Source organism: Oceanobacillus longus (assembly GCF_042650085.1).
Taxonomy (GTDB): Bacteria; Bacillota; Bacilli; order Bacillales; family Amphibacillaceae; genus Oceanobacillus; species Oceanobacillus longus.
Genome location: NZ_JBHSAO010000001.1, coordinates 309310 through 330621, shown reverse-complemented (window position 1 = coordinate 330621; position 21312 = coordinate 309310). Strand labels below are relative to the sequence as shown.

The following is a 21312-nucleotide window of genomic DNA, read 5'->3' as shown; positions in this document are numbered from 1 at the left end:
GGTTTCCTTAAATTTTCTAATTAATTTGTAAGTTAACTTATATTTTATATTCTAATGGAATCATGTAAACGTTAATTTTCTAAATACAATACTTATAATACCATGGATCATGCATATTTGGCTAAAAAAATGCAAATTACTCGCCAATTCGCCACGTTTTTTCATCTGTGATTATATTCGACATATTTTTTTCAGCGGAAATTCCCTTTTCTGTAATAAAATTAATCCATTGCTGAATCGTATTCACATATTTTTTTACGAAGATCTGGTGTGAATAATCACCAATGACCTGTTCTTTCCATTCACTATGTAAAATATACGGAGTGATCAGCATACCTTTCAGCTGCATCAATAAATAGTGACGAGTATCCCCTTTCACCTGGCCACCAATCGCATCAAGAAAAGTATGACGTATATAATGATTTTCCTTTGCTAAATAAGTTACAGCCATTTCACGAACAAATACAGAGTCCAGTGAAAGCTCTCGTTGAATAAAACATGTCAATTGATGATTTCGCTGTTTATAATGTATAATAGTAAAAATTAGCGCATTCAATTTTTTCAAAGGAGTAAGGGAGTCAGTTTCTTCTATTGTTTCTTCCAGTGTTTTTAGGTATTCCTCATAGTAATTGGTTACTGCATATTCTAATAGGCCTTGTTTGCCTTTAAAATAATAGCTAATCAAGGATACATTAACAGAGGCTTTTTCAGCAATATCTCTGACAGAAGTGCCATGAAAGCCTTTTTGGAAAAACAATGAGGAAGCAGCATCTATCACTTTTTGCTTGGTTGGGTTCTTTTTCATTGTTATTCATCTCCTTACTACACAATTACGACAATGAACCTTTAAATTCCTGCAATTTCTTCTCGACAAAAAGGATGATCGTGTCGATTTTTATTCCACATATAGATATTAAAGGGGGAGTTTTCTTGTTTCAATCAACAGTATACACGGGTACAAAAGAAAAAGATTATGAGCTTTTGATTAAACAATTGGATGCATTAACAGATGGTGAGAAGGATGACGTTGCAATTCTGTCCAATGCTTCAGCATTATTAAATCAGTTCCTTGAAGAAGTGAACTGGGTCGGATTTTATATTTGGAAGGAAGATGAACTGGTTCTCGGGCCATTCCAAGGCCTTCCAGCATGCATTCGTATCGCATCTGGTAAAGGCGTGTGCGGTACTTCTGTTAAGGAGCGCACAACACAGCGCATTGCCGATGTTCACCAATTTCCAGGTCATATTGCCTGTGATGCCGCAAGTCAATCAGAAATTGTTGTACCAATTATTATCCATGATAAAGTATTTGGTGTTCTCGATATTGACAGCCCAATCAAAAATCGCTTTGATGAAACCGATCAGATTTATCTCGAAAAATTCGTAGGTGTATTAGTAAAACATATGGGCTAGTATTCTTCTAGTATAACAAAACTAGCAGCTATCTTAAGCTGCTAGTTTTTTATCACCTGGTTTTTCCCATTATTCTTTGCTTCATATAGTGCTTTATCTGTACGCAAGAACAGTGTAAGCATATCTTGATCACCTTTCATTTCCTTATTCCATGCCGATACACCAGAAGATAACGTAACCGTTGGGTCCGTTGTTAGCTCCACTTGCATACTAATTGCCTCTGCAAGGATATACCCTTCTTCCAGATTCATGTTTGGTGCATAAATTGCTATTTCCTCACCGCCCCATCTTGCAGCAATGTTTCCTGGCCCAATATGATTCATCAGTGTGCTTGACACTTGGATAAGTACTTGGTCTCCAACATGATGACCGAAACTGTCATTTATCTTTTTAAAATCATCAATATCAAATAACATTAATATTCCTCTTTCACCTTCACGCATATGCCTCTCAATCGTTTCCTCCAGAAAGTTTCGGGAGTATAACCCTGTCAGATAATCTTTAATAACCGCTTCTTTCAATTTGTCTTTAAGAATTGTATTGGCCATTGCCAAGGCGGAATGCTGAATGATTGCCTGCATTAACTTAAATTGATCAAAACTAAAATGGTAGGAGTCTCTATGAAGAATCACTGTGAGACTCAATACTTTTCCTGCTTGGACCATGGGAAACGCCATGACAGATCGATAAGGAAGTAGCATTTCTTCATCAGAGAAGTTACCAATAAATAGTGGTTCCTTGTAAGCTTTCGTTTTTTTATATAAATAATCCATGAACAACATATTATCACTTGTATGGAAAAACGCTGAACTTCCCGACAAAATTTCATACTCATCATAAAATTTAATAAAGCCGACATCTGCAGCGTGACAAGTTGATTGAATTTGCTCCTTTAATAGGCTTACAATTTCCCCTAGATCCAAATTAGAATTTAGTTGATGTGATGTATCATTAATGATCGTTAAGTCCGAAACTTGATGTTTGGAATTTTGGAATAACGTCGCAGCCTCTATTGCTTTACCAGCCACGTGCGCAAATTCAATTAAAAATTGTTTCCCCATCTTTGGAAAAGAAGTATTTAAAGGTACGTTGATTTCCAGTACACCATAGATACCCTGCTTTCCTGTTAATGGTGCATATATATAGGAAGCATTTATCTCCGGCTTACTTTCAGACTGTAGCTCACCAGTCTGAAATGCTTTTGTACTCAGATTTTCAGTTTCAATATCATTGTACTCCATAGTCTTGACGGGCAATGATGCAGAAACTTCCGTATCCTGTGATAAGAAAAAAGTATAGCTGATCTCCGAGTAATTTCTTTCCAATCTGCCGGATATTTCTTTTAAAATGGTGTTCATATCATAAGTCGCAAATATGCGTTTACTAAGTTCAAATAACTCCTGATAGTACCAATTACTTCTTTTCTTCACTCGAAATTTTCCGATCATTTTCAGTAAGGTTTCGGTTTCCTTTTTGACAAATTCGACGTTTTCCTCTGATGGCAATTTCCTGTTTGTAAATGTAAATACATATAAAAACTCCTCCTGATCAACAGTGAAAGGGAAAGTAATTTTTACGTCATTCTTTTTATATTTGAATACATCTTCTTTAAGAATGAATTTTGGTTCCAGCTTTGAATTTAAATTAAGATCTGCATCCATTCGTTGATATATGTTCTTGAACTCATCATAATAATATACGACGGCACTTGAAGGATTGAGGAATTCCCCCATTTTTTCAAGTAGAATTACAATTATCTCTATTTTATTATAGCTTTTATTAGTGATTGTAGAGAGTAATTCAAAATAGGATTGATGTACGATTCCATACAGATTTGGAATTGAAGTCATTCTGATCACCTGGCTTAACTATAAAATTTTTATAAAAATAGTTCAAAAGTGCTATAATCGTCTTATTATCTCAATTAATATACAATTTCAGAATAATTCTTATCTTTATTATACAATAACTAGTTATTTATTCCTATAAATAAACGAAATAAATATGTATTTTTTCATACATGGTTGACATGGCTCTCTTAAAATTATATACTAACGTTTGTGTAAAATAATTAGGTAGCCTATGTGAACCGCCGCCTGAACCCATTTTGTTCCTTCGAGAGGCTTATAGCCCCAAGGTGTATCGTGTAACTCTCTGCTGCTGGAGCGATGGTACATGAAAACAAAATGGACTGGCGTAGGAACTCGCGCGTTTTATTTTATGCAAATAAAACATTTTAAAGGAGAATTACTTTATGTCACGTTATACTGGATCAATATGGAAGAAATCACGTCGTCTTGGTATTTCATTAACTGGAACTGGTAAGGAATTAGATAAACGCCCTTACGCTCCTGGTCAACACGGACCGAACTCGCGCAGAAAAATCTCTGAATACGGTTTGCAAATGCAAGAGAAGCAAAAACTACGCTTCATGTATGGCTTAAACGAACGTCAATTTAAAAACTTATTCGTAAAAGCTGGTAAAATGAAAGGTATTCACGGGGAAAACTTCATGATCTTACTTGAATCCCGTCTAGATAACTTAGTTTACCGTCTTGGTCTTGCTCGCACACGCAGACAATCTCGTCAGCTAGTAAACCACGGTCATATTCTAGTTGATGGCAAACGCGTTGATATCCCATCTTTCGCTGTAGAACCAGGTCAAGTAATTAGCTTACGTGAAAAATCTCAAAAGCTTGATATCGTTAAAGAAGCTATTGAAGCGAACAGCTTTGTACCTGAATATACAACTTTTGATGCTGAAAAACTAGAAGGAACTTACTCTCGTTATCCTGAGCGTTCTGAACTTCCAGCAGAAATTAACGAACAACTTATCGTAGAATTCTACTCTCGTTAATACGATCAGTCAAAAAAACTGTGACATCCAAAATAGATGGATGTCACAGTTTTTTATTTACAATGATTTACTTGTTGTCTTTTTATTCTTCCCCTCTTTTTTCTCTCTCACATTAGTAATCCATGCCTGATCTTCATCCATCATCTTCTTAGCAGCGTAAATAGTCAGGAACTGGATAATAATGATCGGTATCCCCATGAGCCCCGAAAGAACTTCCAGTGGTGCAAGCCCTCCTATCCTCATTAGTGTAAGAGCTAGTATGGTGATGATTGCTGCAACAATAATACGTAAACTCTTTGATGGCTCTGCTTTACTCATATTTTTCGTGCCAGTATAGGATGCGATTGTATATGTCGTTGAGTCTAATGTCGTTGTCATAAAAATAATAGCAATAATGACAAAAATTGAAATTGCAATCGTAGAAAATGGCAATGAGCTTAGTATTTCTGGTATTGCTGCCATAGCGTTTTCTTGTACAATTTCCAATACAGGAACTTCTCCTGTAAGATATCTGTGTACACCCAGTCCTCCAAGAACCCCTGTGGCTACCCAGGATATTAGCGTAGGTGCTAACAGATACGTTAATATCATTTCTCTTATCGTCCTACCTCGGGATATTTTTGCAGCAAATACACTGTGCAACATTGCCCATGTGGCACTGTAGGCAAACCAAAATATTGTATTGCTTTCAATATGTGTTGTACCTTCATACACAGAGTTCGTATTTAAGGAGAAATCAATATAATTAGATAGTAGAAATCCAATACTGTCTGTAAAGTAATTGAGAATAAAAATTCCGGGTCCTGCTAGCATAATAAATACAGCAAAACCACCGGCAAAATACATGTTTAGCGTACTTAATTTTTTAATACCTCTTTCAATACCTAGATAAGCGCTAATACTGAATAATATCACCCAGACAATCGTTACAGTCATTGTTAAACCAAATGAAATCTCAATATTAAATAGTTCAGCAAGATTATACGTTACAATTGGTGTTCCAAGTCCCAGGGTAACAGCTGCACCTGAAAGAATACTGATAAGAAAGATAATATCCAATATCTTCCCACCGATACCATCCGTAAACTTATTGCCAAAAATGGTGCGACAAGCTTCCGAAATCCGCATCAATGGCCGTTTACGTACATGTAGAATATAACCGATTGCTGGCGCAGCCATGACAAAGATGGCAAACACTTGAAAGCTCCACATAAACATGCTGTACGCGTTCCCCCATAGCAAGGCTTCTGCTGACTGGGCTTCTACACCAAATGGAGGATCTATTGCGACTTCAGCCCATTGAGTCATCCCTGTCCGCATGATGGTAGATCCAAGACCCATTGCAATTAGAATGGAAGAATACTCAAATAATGTAAATCTTGGTTTCTCTGTTGGATCACCCAAAACGATTTCCCCATACTTGGAAAATGAAAGATATAAGCCGGCTCCAACCAGTATGATTGCGTACCATATGTAGCCCCAGGAAAAGACTTCTACGATCGTGTCAAAAATACCATTCAACAAATCGAGAGATTCTGACTCATAAATTGCAAATAAAATACTGATAAAAATAACGATTAGTAATGATGGTGCAAAAATTTTGTAGTCTATCAATTTACTTTTGTTTGATTTATTATTTTCACTCATAAAAATTCCTCCTTACAGTTTAAGACATCAGTAAAAAGAAGCTTACAATATATTTGATGCCCCTACTTGCTTACCACGAATATATCGTTAATAAACTCATGTGCACAGGAAAGCATTGGAATTGAAAAAAACACCAGCCTAGGCTGATGTTTTTCATGCTAATTGTAACTAACGAGGAAGTATTTTTTCTTCCCGCGGCGAATAATGGTAAAAGTATCTTCTATCCGATCTGCTGCAGTTAGAACGTAATCCAATTCCTGTACTCTTTCCCCATTAATATAAACGGCACCACTCTTTATGTCTTCCCTTGCCTGTCTCTTCGATGAAGAAATCGACGCATTCACGAGTAAATCAATTAAACCTGTATCTTCCTTTTCCGTCTGGTAAGTCGGTACATCTTTAAATCCTTGCTCAATCTCCGTTACGGATAATTGTTTCAAGTCCCCACTGAACAAAGCTTGAGAAATTTTTTCGGCCTGCTTCAGTGCTTCTTCACTATGAACCGTCTTCGTCACCTCTTCGGCAAGACGTTTTTGAGCAACACGGTTTTCCGGGTGGTTAGCAACTTCGTCTTCCAGATCTGCAATTTCCTCTTTAGAAAGAAATGTAAAGTAGCGGGTAAATTTAATAACGTCACGGTCATCTGTGTTTATCCAAAACTGGTAAAACTCATATGGCGAAGTTTTATCCGCATCTAGCCATATTGCATTGCCTGCTGTTTTGCCAAATTTAGTACCATCTGCTTTTGTAATCAATGGTACAGTCAGCCCAAATACTTTAACATCTTCATTCTGATTTTCTCTGGAACGGCGGATAAGCTCCATGCCGGCTGTGATATTCCCCCACTGATCGCTTCCACCAATCTGGACGGTACAATTCTCCTGTTCATACAGCTTAAGAAAATCGAGAGACTGGAGAATCATATAGCTGAATTCAGTAAAGGTAATTCCTTTTTCAATTCGCGCTGAGACAGATTCTTTTGCGAGCATGTAGTTGATACCAAAATGCTTTCCGGCATCACGCAGAAAATCAATAACTGTCATACTGCCAAGCCAATCGTGATTATTACGGGACTGAACCGAGTTACCCTCTGTATCCAAGTCAACAAGTTTTCCAATTTGCTCTTGAATTTTATGTGCATATCCTTTAACGATTTCACTTGTGTTCAAAGAACGCTCACTAGATCTGCCACTTGGATCACCAATCATTCCTGTGCCTCCGCCAACAAGAGCAATCGGTTTATGACCTGCTTGCTGAAAACGTTTCAGCATGGTTAATGGAACTAAGTGGCCGATATGCAAGCTGTCCGCCGTTGGATCAAATCCACAATACAATGTTACCTGATTTTCTTTTAAGTGTTTCTCCAATCCCTCTCTGTCCGTTATTTGATGTATTAATCCACGGCTTTCTAAATCCTGTAAAATATCCATGTTTTTCACTCTCCATCTTTAATTTTAAAAACAAAAAACTCGTCCCTTATCATAGATAAGGGACGAGTTTAACACGCGGTACCACCCTTGTTGCTGGAAAACAGCCACTTGGGATTGTTAACGATGTCTCCACCGTTCTTCTGTAATAAATGAATTTATACAAAAGAAATGCTCCGGACTGTAATTCACCTGCAAATGTATACTGGCTTGCACCTACCGCCAGCTCTCTTAAAAAGGGATTTGCAAAGTTACTTCGATCCTTCATAGCAATTAGTTTATTATACATTCTTAGCATATATGTAATGAAATTGCAATATATCTTTTCCAAATATTATACAACATAAAATGCAGTTATGCTATAATTATAGAAGAATTTAGGGGGTTTACAAATGGATTTAAAAGATAAGATTCAATCCTATATGAAAAAGGCAAAGACTGTCTGGAAAACTGGAAAAGTTCAGCGCTCATCCAGAATTACTTATGATGTCGTGTGGAATGTTATCCTGTTTGTACTTGTAGTTGGCTTTCTCTTATTTATTTTTGTTGGCGGTGTCGGTGCAGGCTACTTTGCATCACTTGTAAAGGACGAGCCAATCCGAAGCAAAGAAACAATGGCACAGGATATTTATAATTATTCGGAAACGTCTAAACTCTATTTTGCGGATGATGTCTATTTTGGGGATGTAAAATCTGACATTTATCGGGAAGAAACAACATTGGAGGATGTTTCCCCTATTCTTTTGGAAGCAGTTATTGCAACGGAAGACGAGTACTTTACGGAGCATAATGGTGTCGTTCCAAAGGCGATTATGCGTGCAGTAGTTCAGGAAGTTACGAACTCTTCCGTTCAGACAGGTGGTAGTACATTAACCCAACAGTTGATTAAAAATCAGATTCTGACAAATGAAGTATCCTTTGAAAGAAAGGCAAAAGAAATCTTACTAGCATTACGACTCGAGCAGTTTTTTGAGAAAGATGAGATTCTTGAGACCTATCTAAATATTATACCGTATGGTCGTAATTCTTCAGGAAGAAATATTGCTGGGATACAAACTGCATCACAAGGTATTTTTGGAATAGATGCAAATGAAGTTAATCTTGCGCAAGCAGCCTATCTAGCTGGTCTACCACAAAGTCCTTCTGCTTATACACCATTTGTAAATACTGGCGGTTTAAAAGATGAAGCAGGTATTCAACCAGGATTAAATCGAATGCAAACCGTATTGAATCGGATGCATGAAATGGAATATATAACAAAAGACGAACTTGAAGAAGCATTGAATTATGATATTGTTGCTGACTTTAAAGAAGATCAACCTTCACCAAATGAAATATATCCTTATCTGACAGTTGAAATTGAAAAGAGAGCCAAAGCTATTATAAAAGATCATTTACTTAAAGAAGACGGATATTCAGATGACGATTTAAAAGACAATGACGAGCTTAGTGAGGAATATGATATCCTCGCTGATCGTGCAATGAGAATGAATGGGTACGAAATTCATTCCACGATTGATAAAGAGATTTATGATGTATTTCAGGAAATAGTCCAGAATTATCAAGATTACGGTAATAGCAGGACCTTCACAGAAACAAATGCTGATGGAGAAACTTATGAAGTTACCGATATCATTCAAACCGGTGGAATGTTAATTGAAAACAGCACCGGAAGAATTATTAGTTTTGTTGGTGGGCGTGGTGAGGATGAAAATAATGAATTCAACTATGCAACACAAGCAGAACGTTCTATCGGTAGTACGATTAAACCACTACTGGACTATGCACCTGCCATGGAAAAAGGCGTTGTTCAGCCAGGTACTCCTATAGCTGATTATAATAGGTCTTATGTTATTCCAGGACAAAAAAATTGGGAGCCAAAGAATTATGGCGGCGGTTATTATGGTATGGTATCTGCACGAACAGCACTAGCTAAATCTTATAATATTCCCGCTGCTGATACGTACTTGAAAATTATAAATGATGATCCAGCAACTCACTATTTGGAAAAGATGGGTATTACTTCATTAGAACCAGCAGATCATAGTAACCTATCTCTTTCACTTGGAGGTATGGAAAGAGGTATTACTGTTGAAGAAAATACGAATGCCTTTGCTACATTTGGGAATAACGGTGAATTTGTGGATGGTTATATGATTGAAAAAATTACTACTAATGATGGAGATGTTGTTTATGAACATGAACCAGAACCTGTGGAAGTATTTTCACCACAAACAACCTACTTAACAATTGATATGATGCGTGATGTAATTTCAGGTGGGACTGCAGTTTATATAAACAACCAGCTAAAACATGATGGTGTTGACTGGGCAGGTAAATCTGGTACTTCGAATGATTACCATGATGCATGGTTTGTTGCAACGAATCCAAATGTAACGTTCGGAACATGGATTGGTTATGATACACCTTATCCAATCAATCATCCTTATCCATTAAGCTACAGTCAACGAAATCTAAAGCTTTGGTCACAATTAATCAATGCAGCAGCAGATATAAGACCAGATCTTGTTGCACCAACCGAGCGATTTGAACGCCCAGATGGTATCGTAGAAAAAAGTTATTGTGCAATTTCAGGCATGCTCCCATCCGAACTATGTAAGAAAGCCGGATTGGTGAAAACGGATATATTCAATGCCAAATTTGTACCGACCGAAACAGATGACAGTTTAACGACTGGTAATCAGGTGATTGTGAATGGTAAATCAGTTGTCGCAGGTCCAAATACACCATCTGAATTTACTGAAGGCAATGGTCTTACCTTTAACCCTGAATGGCTGGAAAGAAATGGTTATGGTGACCTGAATGACCTCACTAAACTTTACCCGAGAACCGATACCGACAAGTGGTCAAAGATTGGTGTACCAAAAGGTAAAGTTGGCAGCAGTATCACAGATGACGGCAAAGCTCCCGGTGCTCCAACATCGGTTAAAAAATCAGGTGACAAATTAACGTGGGAAAAACCGGGAAGTAAAGATGTTGTTGGTTATCGTATCTATCGTTCCACTTCCCCTGCAGGAAACGTTAAGCTCATTGGAAGCTCGAAGTCCACTAACTTTGGAATTGGAAATGAAAATGCCATCTATACCGTAAAAGCGGTTGACTACTTCGGGATGGAATCGAAAGCGTCGAGTGAAGTAATCATCGGTGAAACACCAAAAGATGAAAACGAAACACCAGATAAGAAAGAAGAGGAAAAAGAGGAGGAAGCTGTAAATGACGAAGAAGCTTCAACAAGTGAAGAAACTTCAAATGAAGAGGATTCATCAAATGGTGAAGAAGAATCGGCCAATGATGAAGATAACAGTGAAAATGAAGAGACCGATCCATCAGATGATGAGTCGAATGCTTCTGAAAATGAGAATGAGCAAAACGAAGAAGAGAATAGTTAATTTGCAAAGGGAGCAATTCGCTCCCTTTTTTTTGTCTTATCTAAAAGCCGCTTGTTATTGGCCCTGCCACCATCACCCACTTCTCTACCTTTTAAATTAAATAATATTTCCAACAACTTTTACAAAATACTAAAAATAAAGAGACAATTCCTGTATAATGATTTGTGTAAGCGCATTAAAAACAGGTGGTGAACAAATGGAACATGCCAAAACTTATCATTCTTTTTCCTATGAAACAGATCTTGGACCAATTGTTATTGAAGGGCCACTATCTTCAAATGAACTAAAGCAATACCATTTTCATGAACAGTTAACCGCGTTCAGACCTGCCCACAAGCAATTCGAAGCGCTTTTGAGTATTGCAGAATTTCCGGAGGGTCGAATTCTTGTTGCGAGAACAAATGATACCATTGTTGGCTATGTCACGTATTTACACCCGGATCCTCTGGAGAGATGGTCTGAATTCAATATGGAAGATTTAATTGAGCTTGGTGCGATTGAAATGATACCTGCATACCGCGGAGCAAGAGTGTCATCCAACCTGCTTAAGCTATCCATGATGGATGATTATATGGAGAATTACATTGTAATTTCAACAGAATATTATTGGCATTGGGATCTAGAAGGTACAAAACTGAGCATCTGGGACTACCGAAAAGTGATGGAAAAAATGATGGCTGCAGGAGGCTTACTCCCTGCTCCTACAGATGATCCAGAAATTATTTCCCATCCTGCTAATTGTTTGATGGTCCGTATCGGCAAAAATGTATCAGATGAATCGATTCAACAGTTTGATAAACTTCGCTTTTTAGCAAGGCATAATTTTCGAAATATGAGAGAGGGTTTATAAAATGCTGGTAGAAGATATCATGAAAACAGAAGTCATTACACTAAATCCAACAGCAACCATTGAAGAAGCATTGCTATTGCTGCAGAAGAATAAAATTAGGCATCTCCCTATCGTGGATGATGAAAAACAAGTAATTGGAATCGTATCAGATCGGGATGTAAGAGATGCAAGTCCCTCTACATTTCTTAAAGATGCGGACAGTAGTGAATTAAATAATGAGATTCAAACGATCATGAGTCATCCCGTCATCACGATACACCCTATGGATTTTGTCGAGGAGATTGCTGCTATTTTTTACGATAAGGAAATTGCATGTCTCCCTGTTGTTAGTAATAATCGCCTCGTTGGTATCATAACGGAAAAAGATATGCTCTATACATTAATTCAATTAACCGGCACCCATGTACAGAGCTCTCTTATAGAAGTAAAGGTTCCCCACCGTCCTGGGATACTTCCTGAGGTTGCTGCTATTTTTGGAAAACGAAAAACCAATATCGTATCTGTTCTAATTTATCCTTATCAAAGTGATCCAGATTATAAGATTCTCGTATTCCGTATTCAGACACTGAATCCCATGCCTGTCATTCAGGATTTGCGTGAAGCAGGTTATCAATTGCTATGGCCAAATAATATTGCGGAGCCAAGACGATGAGTGGAAATGCGGGTTTTATATTCTCTGAAGACTTCCTGAAATATCGATTTAATGATGAGCATCCATTTAATCAGAAAAGAGTTTTGCTGGCCAAGGATTTATTGGAAACAAACGATACGTTACAAGTTCAAGATATTATCCCACCGAGGATGGCTACCGATGAGGAACTTGCGCTTTTCCATGATTATGATTTTATTCATGCTGTTAAGCGCGGTGGTAAGGGTTTATTAAGTGAGGATGAGGGTTATGAATATGGATTAGGAACCGAGGATACACCCATTTTTACAAATATGCATGAAGCTAGCAGTTATCTGGTAGGTGGAACGTTGACCGCTGTTGATGAAGTACTGAGTGGAAACAGGGATCATGCCTTAAATCTTGGTGGTGGATTACATCATGGATTTCAGCGAAAAGCAGCAGGATTTTGCATATATAATGACAGTGCTGTTGCAATTAAATACATTCGTAAAAAATATGATCTTAAAGTATTGTACGTAGACACGGATGCACACCATGGAGACGGTGTACAATGGGCTTTTTATGACGATCCGAATGTCTGTACCTTTTCCATACATGAAACAGGCAGATATCTTTTCCCTGGAACTGGTAATGTAAATGAACGTGGTATAAAGCATGGTCACGGTTATTCTTTTAATCTACCAATTGATGCTTTTACCCAGGATGAATCATTTTTACATGTTTATGAAACCGCATTCAAAGAGATCGCTGAATTTTTCAAACCAGATATTATTGTAACCCAGAACGGTGCAGATGCCCATTGTTTTGATCCGCTGACACACCTCTGTGGATCCATGCGCATTTTTGATCAAATTCCTCTTGTTGCACATGAAATGGCACATCAATATTGTAATGGCAAGTGGATTGCAACCGGCGGTGGTGGATACGACATGTGGCGCGTTGTACCTCGTGCATGGGCGCAGATATGGAATGTAATGAAAACTGGGGAGCCTGCAAAAGGATCTATTCCTAAAGAATGGATTACAAAATGGCAAATTGATTCACCTGTTGATCTTCCTCTATTCTGGCACGATAACAGTGAAGTACTACCTGACATTCCTAGAAAAGCTGAAATAACGGAGAAAAACGATAAACTATTACAGAGCCTACTAAAATATACAAAAACAATTAAATAGATAGAAAAAGTAATAAGAGCTGATCAATTTTCAGCTCCATCATCATTGCCAGTTTCCAAGATTACGATTTCCACACGGCGGTTTTGACTCCAGTTCTCCGGGGAATTTGGAACGAGTGGTCTTGTGTCCGCATAACCCACGGTTGAAAACCGGGCTATGTCTAAATCATTTTCACTGATTAGATAGCGAACGACACTGCTTGCTCTAGCACCGGACAACTCCCAGTTGGAAGGGAAACGATAATTGGAAATTGGCCTTGAATCTGTATGTCCTTCAACTTTAACATGATTCGGGATATCGCTTAACAATGTACCGATACGATCGAGGAATGGTTGACCTTCATCCAAAATATTGGCTTCCCCTGAGTCGAACAAAATACTCTCCTGAAGCACGAGAACGACTCCTCGCTCCGTTCTATCTGCTGAAATAACATTATTCAGTTCATATTCATCTAAATAATTTTCTACATTATGCACTAAATCATTTAGAGAATCTTCTTTTTCCGGTTCATCCCTATCCGTTACGTTATCCATTTGGGTTGGCGTATCAAATTCATTGGTCTCTTCTCCGCTCTCCATATGGTCGGTGCTTTCAGTAGGGTTCTCCATCGGAACCGGGGATGGGAAAAAATCAAAGATCATTCGGTTCTGAAACGATTCCGATATGGCATCAAATTTCACATGATCGATTTGTGACATAGAAAAAAGCAAAATGAAAAAAACCAATATAAGTGTCACCATGTCAGAATACGTAACCATCCACTTTGGTGCCCCGCTATTTTTTTTACGCTTGATCTCTCTACGTTTCATTTACGCTCTCCCCTACGTAACCCGCAGCATCTTCTGTCTCTTTTCGTTGTTTGGAATCTTTCGGAAGGAATGCACTAAGCTTTTCTTCCAAAATCCGTGGATTCTGGCCTGATTGTACACCAATAATCCCTTCAATGATGATCTGCTTTGTAAAAACTTCTTCCTCCGTCTTGGCTTCCAATTTGCCTGCCATCGGAGTAAATACCAGATTTGCAAGAACTGTTCCATAGAGAGTCGTTAGAAGCGCAACAGCCATACTCGGACCAAGAGTACTAGGGTCTGATAGCGTATTCAGCATTAGAACAAGTCCAATTAATGTACCAATCATTCCCCACGCAGGTGCATATTCTGCCGCTTTTTCGATGAGCATTCTACCTTTATAATGTCGATCCTCCAATGCTGTGATTTCAGCATGTAGAATATCTGATATTACTTCTGGTTCAATGCCATCGACTGCAAGCAGAATTCCTTTTTTTATAAAGGGGTCCTCCACATCTTCCAGTTCATTTTCCAGAGCAAGTATTCCCTCTCTTCTAGCACGCTCAGATAACCGAATAAACAAATGGATTAACTCTGAAAGTTGCATATCATTTTTATGAAATGCTTCTTTCCATATGGCACTCGTTAACTTTAACTGTTCCATTTTAAAAGTGATAAGCATGGAAGCGATTAAGCCACCGATCACAATAAAAATAGCAGGAATATCTGCAAAAGATGCTATTCCCCCCGTACCGCTTTTCGTTAGAATAGCCAACATAATCATAATAAAACCCAATGTAATACCGACCGGAGTTAATATATCACGTTTTCTCATATTCATTATCTCCCCATAGCTTTACTAAACAAGAAGCGTTCAAAAATGTTACCTGCAGAGAAGCAGAACCTCCCAATGAACATCTGGTAACTTTTTGAACACTATTTGATTTACTATTTATATCGGCATTAATTATTTAATGTTGAGTTTCTGAACTCAATTCGATGAGGTAATACCACATTTTTATCTTCTACTTCTTCTTTATTCATATATTTGGTAAGAAGGCGCATGGCAACTGCTCCAATATCATACGTGGGCTGTACAATTGTAGTAAGTGTTGGTCTGACCATTGTAGCCAATCTTGTATTATCAAAGCCAAATACTTCAAGATCATCTGGTACGTTTAAACCCATGTCCTGTGCACCATGAATGACCCCTAAAGCAATTTCGTCATAAGTAACAAATACAGCTGTAGGTTTCTCATCCAAAGCCAGTAATTCTTCCACAGCAGTGAGTCCTGTTTGATAAGCATACACGCCTTTAATAATCAAATCTTCGTTTACTTCAATGTTAGACTCTTTCAATGCGCGAATATAGCCATTATATTTAAGTACATTAACACTCGTATTCGTTTTGCTCGCTACCAGAGCAGGTTGTTTATGACCTTTTTCGATTAAATGCTTGGTTGCTTCATATGCAGCAAGTTCATAATCAATATTAACCGTAGGAATCGTATCGGTTGGATCATATGTTGATGCGAGTACGATCGGTACCGAAGATGTTTTAAATTGGTGGGTATGTTCATCGGTTATATTCCCACCCATAAACAGAATTCCATCCACCTGTTTCTCCAACATGGTGTTAATTAACTGGAGTTCTTTATCTTTATTCTGGTCGGAACTACTTAAAATAATATTATATTTGTACATCGTTGCAATATCTTCTATACCACGGGCAAGTTCGGAGAAAAAGATATTAGAAATATCAGGGATAATCGCACCAACTGTCGTTGTTTTCTTACTTGCCAATCCTCTGGCAACTGCGTTTGGGCGATAGCCTAATCGTTCTATCGTTGCTAATACCTTTTTGCGTGTTGTTGGTTTAACGTTCGGGTTGCCATTTACAACACGTGAAACGGTAGCCATGGAGACATTTGCCTCTCTTGCTACATCGTATATCGTTATGTTCATCTAAGTCTACCTCCTAAAAAAATTACAAATCGACTTCTTTCTCTATATGATACTCTACCATGAAAAAAATTACAAAAAATTGCATCACAAAATTATGCTGTACCATCACAGTCAGACGCTATACAACACTATTATTCACCAAATCGTCAACCTTGTACCAATCTTTTTGTTTATTTATTTTAACACAAAAAGAAAGGCTGATCGCTAAAAATGATCAGCCACTTCTATTATTTTAAACGATTTTCAACATCTTTTATTTCGTTAAAGAATTTATCAAATGTAGGAATATCCATTTGTTGAGCTGAATCAGATAACGCTACAGCTGGATCTGGATGAACTTCTGCCATTACACCATCTGCTCCAATTGCAAGTGCAGCTTTTGCTGTTGGAAGAAGTAAATCACGACGTCCAGTAGAATGCGTTACATCAACCATTACCGGAAGATGTGTTTCCTGTTTCAAGATCGGTACTGCAGAAATATCAAGTGTGTTCCGAGTTGCTGTTTCATACGTTCTGATACCACGTTCACATAAAATGATATTACCATTACCACGTGACATAATATATTCTGCAGCGTTGATGAATTCAGCTATTGTTGCTGACAAACCACGTTTTAATAATACGGGTTTATTTGTATCTCCAGCTGCTTTTAGTAATTCGAAGTTTTGCATGTTTCTTGCACCAATTTGAATAACGTCAATATAATTAATTGCTTCTTCAATATGTGCCGGATTTACGATTTCACTGATGACAGCTAAATCATATTCATCAGCAACGCGTTTTAATATTTGAAGTCCTTCTACACCAAGACCTTGGAAGTCATATGGCGATGTTCTTGGTTTGAATGCACCACCGCGAAGCAGTTTCAATCCTTTACCTTTTATAGATTCAGCTACAGCGGCAACCTGCTCGTAACTTTCGACTGCACACGGACCAAAGACATAGCTTGTCGTTCCGTCACCAACTTTTTTGCCTTTCACGTCTACAACCGTATTCTCAGGTTTCTTTTTGCGAGACACAAGTAAGGCTTTACTGTGATCGTCTTCCTGTAATTCAAGACTTGCTTTAAAAATCTCTTTAAATATATGTTCAAGTGTCGCATTTTGGAATGGCCCATTATTACTTTCCTTGATTTTATCCAACATTTCTCTTTCACGTACTGGATCAAATCGTTTGATGCTCTGTTTTGTTTTTAATTGACCAATTTGCTGATTTAGCTCGGCACGACGATTAATCAACTCTAGAATTTCCAGATTCACATCGTCAATTTGCTTTCTTAGCGGTTCCATTTCATTACTCATTTCCTATACGCCCCCTGCTACAGATTTTAACTATAACTATTTTTAATAATTAGTGACAATTATAGCTAAAATTCTACCATTTGTCACTATTAAGTTTATAAATAAATAGATTTGAATTCCAAACCAAACATTCCTGCTAATAGAAAGGGATGCTGAGGCAGGTCTATAGCCTATCTTTGCGTAACAGTACACGCTCCGTTACCAACCTTCTACCTGAAAAAAAGTGGTGAAATTTGTAGTAATGGTAATAGATTACTAAATTCGTTCGCTATACAATAAATAGGCCGACATGCATGTATCGAACATCTTTTCCCTATGTTGATGTTAGCTTATCTCGTAGAGCTGAATCAAATTTACAAACTCTCCATATGTACTTTATTTATTTACTAAACAAACCTGTGTTGCAGCATTGACAGGGACTGACTGATGGTGGAGCAAAATGCGGCAAATGTATTGATACAAGAATCTATGAGACGGCTAAACAGGGCTCTAGTAGGTGTAGGGGCATGTACGAGTGGGAAATATACCAACACGGCCAGAGGAGCGCTTACAGACTAAGGGAATGGGTTATTAATTGCGATGAGATAACGGAGGCAAGGCTATTATGTTAATTCACAAATAAAAAGACCGCTACATGTTAAAATGAGCGGTCTTCATATTAATTATTCTTTTTCGAATTAATTGTTTGGTTTGTTTTTCACAGTATCATTTGCCGTTTGTTGGGAAACTTTTTCTTTTGCCTGCAAGTCTTCCTTATTTGATTGTTTTGCTTGATTATCTACCGTATTTTTCACTTCTTGTGCCTGACTCGCAGCATCTTTCTTTACTTCTTGTGATTTTTGCCCAGCATCTTGTTTAACTTCCTGTATTTTTTGGGAAGCGTCATTTTTTAATTCTTCTGCCTTTTGAGTAGCATTCTTTGTAAATTCCTCTGTTTTTTGAACCACATTATCTTTGAAGTCCTTTGATTGTTGCGTTACTGTTTTAGACAGCTGTGAGGTTGTATCCATTGCTTTTCTTCTTAATTCCGATCCTGTTGTGTATGCTTTATCTTTCCAATCGGTTCCTTTTTCCTGTGCCACATTTCTCAACTCTCCAGCACGGTATTTCACTTGATTTGCACTTTGATTTATATTACCTCTTAACTCTCTTCCCGATTTTGGTGCGAATAATAATGCAGCAGATACCCCTACCATTGTTCCCACTAGCGTACCGATAATAAAATCTTTTGAATTAATATTATTGTTATTCTCTGACATATAATTCCCTCCTATTTATAATTGATCTTATTTATTTTTTTTCTTGTTCCAATACTCAAAAATGGATGCTCCCCATTTAACAGCCTGTGCCGCTTTTTCCTGATCTTCTTTAGAATTACGGGAGATAATACTTGAAAGCTGTCTAAGCGTTTGATTGAAGTCATTGACTGTATCTCCAATACCTCTTGCTCCTTCAAATAAACCATCCAATTTTGTGGATTTATGATTAATATCATCCGCTAATCGATTCGTTTTATTGAGTAACTCTGTCGTCTCTGTCGTTACTCCCTGCATTTGCTTTTCCAGACCTTGCATTGTCCCTGATACATCATTTAGTGTTTGTTTCGTTGCTTTTAATGTGATAATTACATATACTACCAGCACGACAAATGCAATCGCAGCGATGAGTGCGGCAATATATAACAATATTTCCATTTCTAATTCAGCTCCTTTTGCATGTAATAGTAAGTTAAGTAAGTTCTAATACAGATAAGTAAGTCCCTTTCGGTTCCGAACGAAGCCTACCCTCTTTCAATATTACCCTAATAAATCGACGATAAACATATGTAAGGTTGAAGTTCGTTACCGTTACCTACTTATTTCTAGTATAGACTCTTCTCTTAACAATTTCGACAAATATGATATAAATCCTTCTTTTTTATTATTCTTCTTACTTAAGCCTGTTTTCTAAAAATTTATTGCTTATGTTACAAAATCTATAAAATGTGAAGTAACTGCTTTTCCCGCCGTCCGGGATCGCTCTGGGCGGATGCTTTCCGCGGGCACGGCCTCAGCCCCGAAGAGAATACCGCTCTTCAGGTCTTCGGACACGTGCTGTTCCCGCAGGAGTCACCGCCCGCCGCTCACCCGGACTGGTGAAGCTGTAGGATGCTTTTTTAGCTATTAGCAAGTGTTGTCATTGTCATTGTCATTGTCAGCAACCTTCTATACAGCTCGGGGAAATACACGGAGACTCCTACGGGAAGAGAGGCATCGGTGAGACACTGTAATGCGTTAGCATAAAGGGGCTCACCAGCCGCCCGTGGAAAGCGTAGTGTATTTCCCAGAGCGGTCGCCGAAGTTTCTATCCTAGTTCGCATTTCATCTCAACTCTGTGTTGCTCAAGAAACAACAATTTTAACCTAAAATAGTCTTACTTAAAGATATGTGGATGGTTGTGAGTGATTTTTAGACATGGAAAAAGAACCATCCAACGAGTCGGATGGTTCTCAAATTTATTTCTAAACAGAAGTATTCATTGTATCCTCATAGGCTTTTTGGAATTTTTGAATATCCCCTGCACCCATGAAAATTAATACACTGTCTTGATATTCCTGCAATACTTCAGCATGATCTAATTCAAATAAGGAACAATCTGGAATACGTTCCTGCAAATCATTAATGGTCAACTTGCCTGATTCTTCTCTTGCTGAACCAAAAATATCACATAAATAAACAACATCAGCTTCACTTAAACTATCAGCAAATTCTTGTAAGAATGTTTTCGTCCTTGTAAAGGTATGCGGTTGAAAAATAGCCACAATTTGTTTACCCGGATATTTCCTTCTTGCAGAGTCAATCGTAGCTGTAATCTCTATTGGATGATGCGCATAATCATCAATAATTATTTGATTTCCTAATCTTTTTTCACTAAAACGGCGTTTAACCCCTTTAAATGAATAAAGCTTTTTAATGTACTCTGCATCAATGCCTTCATAATGACAAATTGCGATCACTGCCAGGGCATTTAAAATATTATGATTTCCAAACATTGGAATGGTAAATGTATCATAATACGTATTCCTAACAAAAACGTCAAATTGTGTGCCAGCTTCTGTTTCTTTTACGTTTTGTGCCTGAAAATCATTCGTTGCAGCAAACCCGTAATAAATAACTGGAACCTTCGTATGAATTTTTTGCAATTCTTCATCATCACCACAAGCAACAATACATTTCTTAACTAAGTCTGCCATCGACTGAAACGCATCAACGACATCGTCGAGACTCGTAAAATAGTCAGGATGATCAAAATCTATATTGGTTATGATCGCATAGTCGGGTTCATAGCTCAGAAAATGGCGACGATATTCACAAGCTTCAAATACAAAATACTTACTGTCCACATGACCGTTTCCAGTACCATCTCCGATAAGATAGGAAATCGGGAACGACTCATCCAGAACATGTGCGAGCAGTCCTGTAGTAGAAGTCTTTCCATGTGCACCAGTTACAGCAATACTTGTGAATTGTTTTAACCATTCACCAAGGAATTCATGGTATCTGTAAAAGGTACAACCTTGTTTTTTCGCTTCTTGAATTTCTATATGCTCATCGGAAAAAGCATTACCTGCAATAACGGTATATTCTTGTTTAATATTACTCTCAGAAAAAGGAAATACTGGTATGTTCTTCTCTTCCAAAACTTCCTGCGTAAAAAACTTCTTCTCTACATCCGAACCCTGAACTTTTTCTCCAGAGTCGTGAAGAATTTGTGCCAGTGCACTCATTCCTGTCCCTTTAATACCAATAAAATGGTAAGTTGTCATAAACGAACCTCCAACATGTTCATACAAACGTTAATTTAAAAAT

General features: G+C 37.7%; 17 protein-coding genes and 1 other annotated feature. Of the genes, 6 read left to right on the top strand and 11 right to left on the bottom strand.

Annotated elements, in window-relative coordinates; translation table 11 throughout:
• Nucleotides 1-136 precede the first annotated feature (136 nt).
• The gene (refZ, locus tag ACFOUV_RS01625; RefSeq protein WP_379495022.1) at nt 137-805 is read right to left on the bottom strand and encodes a forespore capture DNA-binding protein RefZ; all 669 of its coding nucleotides are present in this window, start codon (nt 803-805) and stop codon (nt 137-139) included.
• Between the two features lie 125 nt (nt 806-930).
• On the opposite strand from refZ, the gene ACFOUV_RS01620 reads away from it, so the two are divergent.
• Entirely contained in the window at nt 931-1413 is a 483-nt protein-coding gene (locus ACFOUV_RS01620; protein WP_379495021.1) for a GAF domain-containing protein, read from the top strand.
• Nucleotides 1414-1454: 41 nt separating this feature from the next.
• On the opposite strand, the gene ACFOUV_RS01615 is transcribed toward ACFOUV_RS01620, so the two are convergent.
• A complete protein-coding gene (locus ACFOUV_RS01615; protein WP_379495020.1) occupies nt 1455-3263 on the bottom strand; it encodes a GGDEF domain-containing protein in 1809 nt (602 codons plus the stop codon).
• 404 nt (nt 3264-3667) lie between these two features.
• Between ACFOUV_RS01615 and rpsD the strand changes: the two genes are divergently transcribed.
• Complete coding sequence (rpsD, locus tag ACFOUV_RS01610) at nt 3668-4270, top strand: 30S ribosomal protein S4 (protein ID WP_379495019.1); 603 nt, start codon at nt 3668-3670, stop codon at nt 4268-4270.
• A gap of 57 nt (nt 4271-4327) precedes the next feature.
• On the opposite strand, the gene ACFOUV_RS01605 is transcribed toward rpsD, so the two are convergent.
• Entirely contained in the window at nt 4328-5917 is a 1590-nt protein-coding gene (locus ACFOUV_RS01605; protein WP_379495018.1) for a BCCT family transporter, read from the bottom strand.
• A 158-nt stretch (nt 5918-6075) separates the two neighbouring features.
• Nucleotides 6076-7347 carry a tyrosine--tRNA ligase gene (tyrS, locus tag ACFOUV_RS01600; RefSeq protein ID WP_379495017.1) on the bottom strand — a complete coding sequence of 424 codons (1272 nt, stop codon included), beginning with the start codon at nt 7345-7347 and terminating at the stop codon, nt 6076-6078.
• Between the two features lie 55 nt (nt 7348-7402).
• Nucleotides 7403-7621 (bottom strand) — a binding site (T-box leader).
• Nucleotides 7622-7736: 115 nt separating this feature from the next.
• Here tyrS and ACFOUV_RS01595 point away from each other — a divergent pair.
• The 4 genes from ACFOUV_RS01595 (at nt 7737) to ACFOUV_RS01580 (ending at nt 13410) form a co-directional block, all read left to right on the top strand.
• The gene (locus ACFOUV_RS01595; protein WP_379495016.1) at nt 7737-10754 is read left to right on the top strand and encodes a transglycosylase domain-containing protein; all 3018 of its coding nucleotides are present in this window, start codon (nt 7737-7739) and stop codon (nt 10752-10754) included.
• A gap of 196 nt (nt 10755-10950) precedes the next feature.
• The gene (locus ACFOUV_RS01590) at nt 10951-11604 is read left to right on the top strand and encodes a GNAT family N-acetyltransferase (protein WP_379495015.1); all 654 of its coding nucleotides are present in this window, start codon (nt 10951-10953) and stop codon (nt 11602-11604) included.
• A 1-nt stretch (nt 11605) separates the two neighbouring features.
• Entirely contained in the window at nt 11606-12256 is a 651-nt protein-coding gene (locus ACFOUV_RS01585) for an acetoin utilization AcuB family protein (protein WP_379495014.1), read from the top strand.
• Nucleotides 12253-13410 (top strand): acetoin utilization protein AcuC, encoded by a 1158-nt coding sequence (locus tag ACFOUV_RS01580; protein ID WP_379495013.1) that lies wholly within the window; start codon nt 12253-12255, stop codon nt 13408-13410. Before ACFOUV_RS01585 ends, ACFOUV_RS01580 begins: the two co-directional genes overlap by 4 nt.
• Nucleotides 13411-13433: 23 nt before the next feature.
• Here the strand turns inward: ACFOUV_RS01580 and motS are convergent, their stop codons facing one another.
• The 7 genes from motS to murC form a co-directional block, all read right to left on the bottom strand.
• Complete coding sequence (gene motS / locus ACFOUV_RS01575; protein WP_379495012.1) at nt 13434-14219, bottom strand: flagellar motor protein MotS; 786 nt, start codon at nt 14217-14219, stop codon at nt 13434-13436.
• Nucleotides 14209-15033, bottom strand: coding sequence for a flagellar motor protein MotP (gene motP, locus ACFOUV_RS01570; protein ID WP_379495011.1), 825 nt, complete (start codon nt 15031-15033; stop codon nt 14209-14211). The genes motS and motP overlap by 11 nt, the downstream gene beginning before the upstream one ends.
• A 128-nt stretch (nt 15034-15161) precedes the next feature.
• Nucleotides 15162-16163: a catabolite control protein A gene (gene ccpA, locus ACFOUV_RS01565; RefSeq protein ID WP_379495010.1), complete on the bottom strand. Its 1002-nt coding sequence runs from the start codon at nt 16161-16163 to the stop codon at nt 15162-15164.
• 227 nt (nt 16164-16390) lie between these two features.
• Nucleotides 16391-17464 (bottom strand): bifunctional 3-deoxy-7-phosphoheptulonate synthase/chorismate mutase, encoded by a 1074-nt coding sequence (locus ACFOUV_RS01560; protein ID WP_379495009.1) that lies wholly within the window; start codon nt 17462-17464, stop codon nt 16391-16393.
• A gap of 677 nt (nt 17465-18141) precedes the next feature.
• The gene (locus ACFOUV_RS01555) at nt 18142-18723 is read right to left on the bottom strand and encodes a YtxH domain-containing protein (protein WP_379495008.1); all 582 of its coding nucleotides are present in this window, start codon (nt 18721-18723) and stop codon (nt 18142-18144) included.
• Nucleotides 18724-18750: 27 nt separating this feature from the next.
• The gene (locus tag ACFOUV_RS01550) at nt 18751-19158 is read right to left on the bottom strand and encodes a DUF948 domain-containing protein (RefSeq protein ID WP_379495007.1); all 408 of its coding nucleotides are present in this window, start codon (nt 19156-19158) and stop codon (nt 18751-18753) included.
• Between the two features lie 806 nt (nt 19159-19964).
• Nucleotides 19965-21269, bottom strand: coding sequence for a UDP-N-acetylmuramate--L-alanine ligase (gene murC, locus ACFOUV_RS01545; RefSeq protein ID WP_379495006.1), 1305 nt, complete (start codon nt 21267-21269; stop codon nt 19965-19967).
• Between the last annotated feature and the right edge of the window lie 43 nt (nt 21270-21312).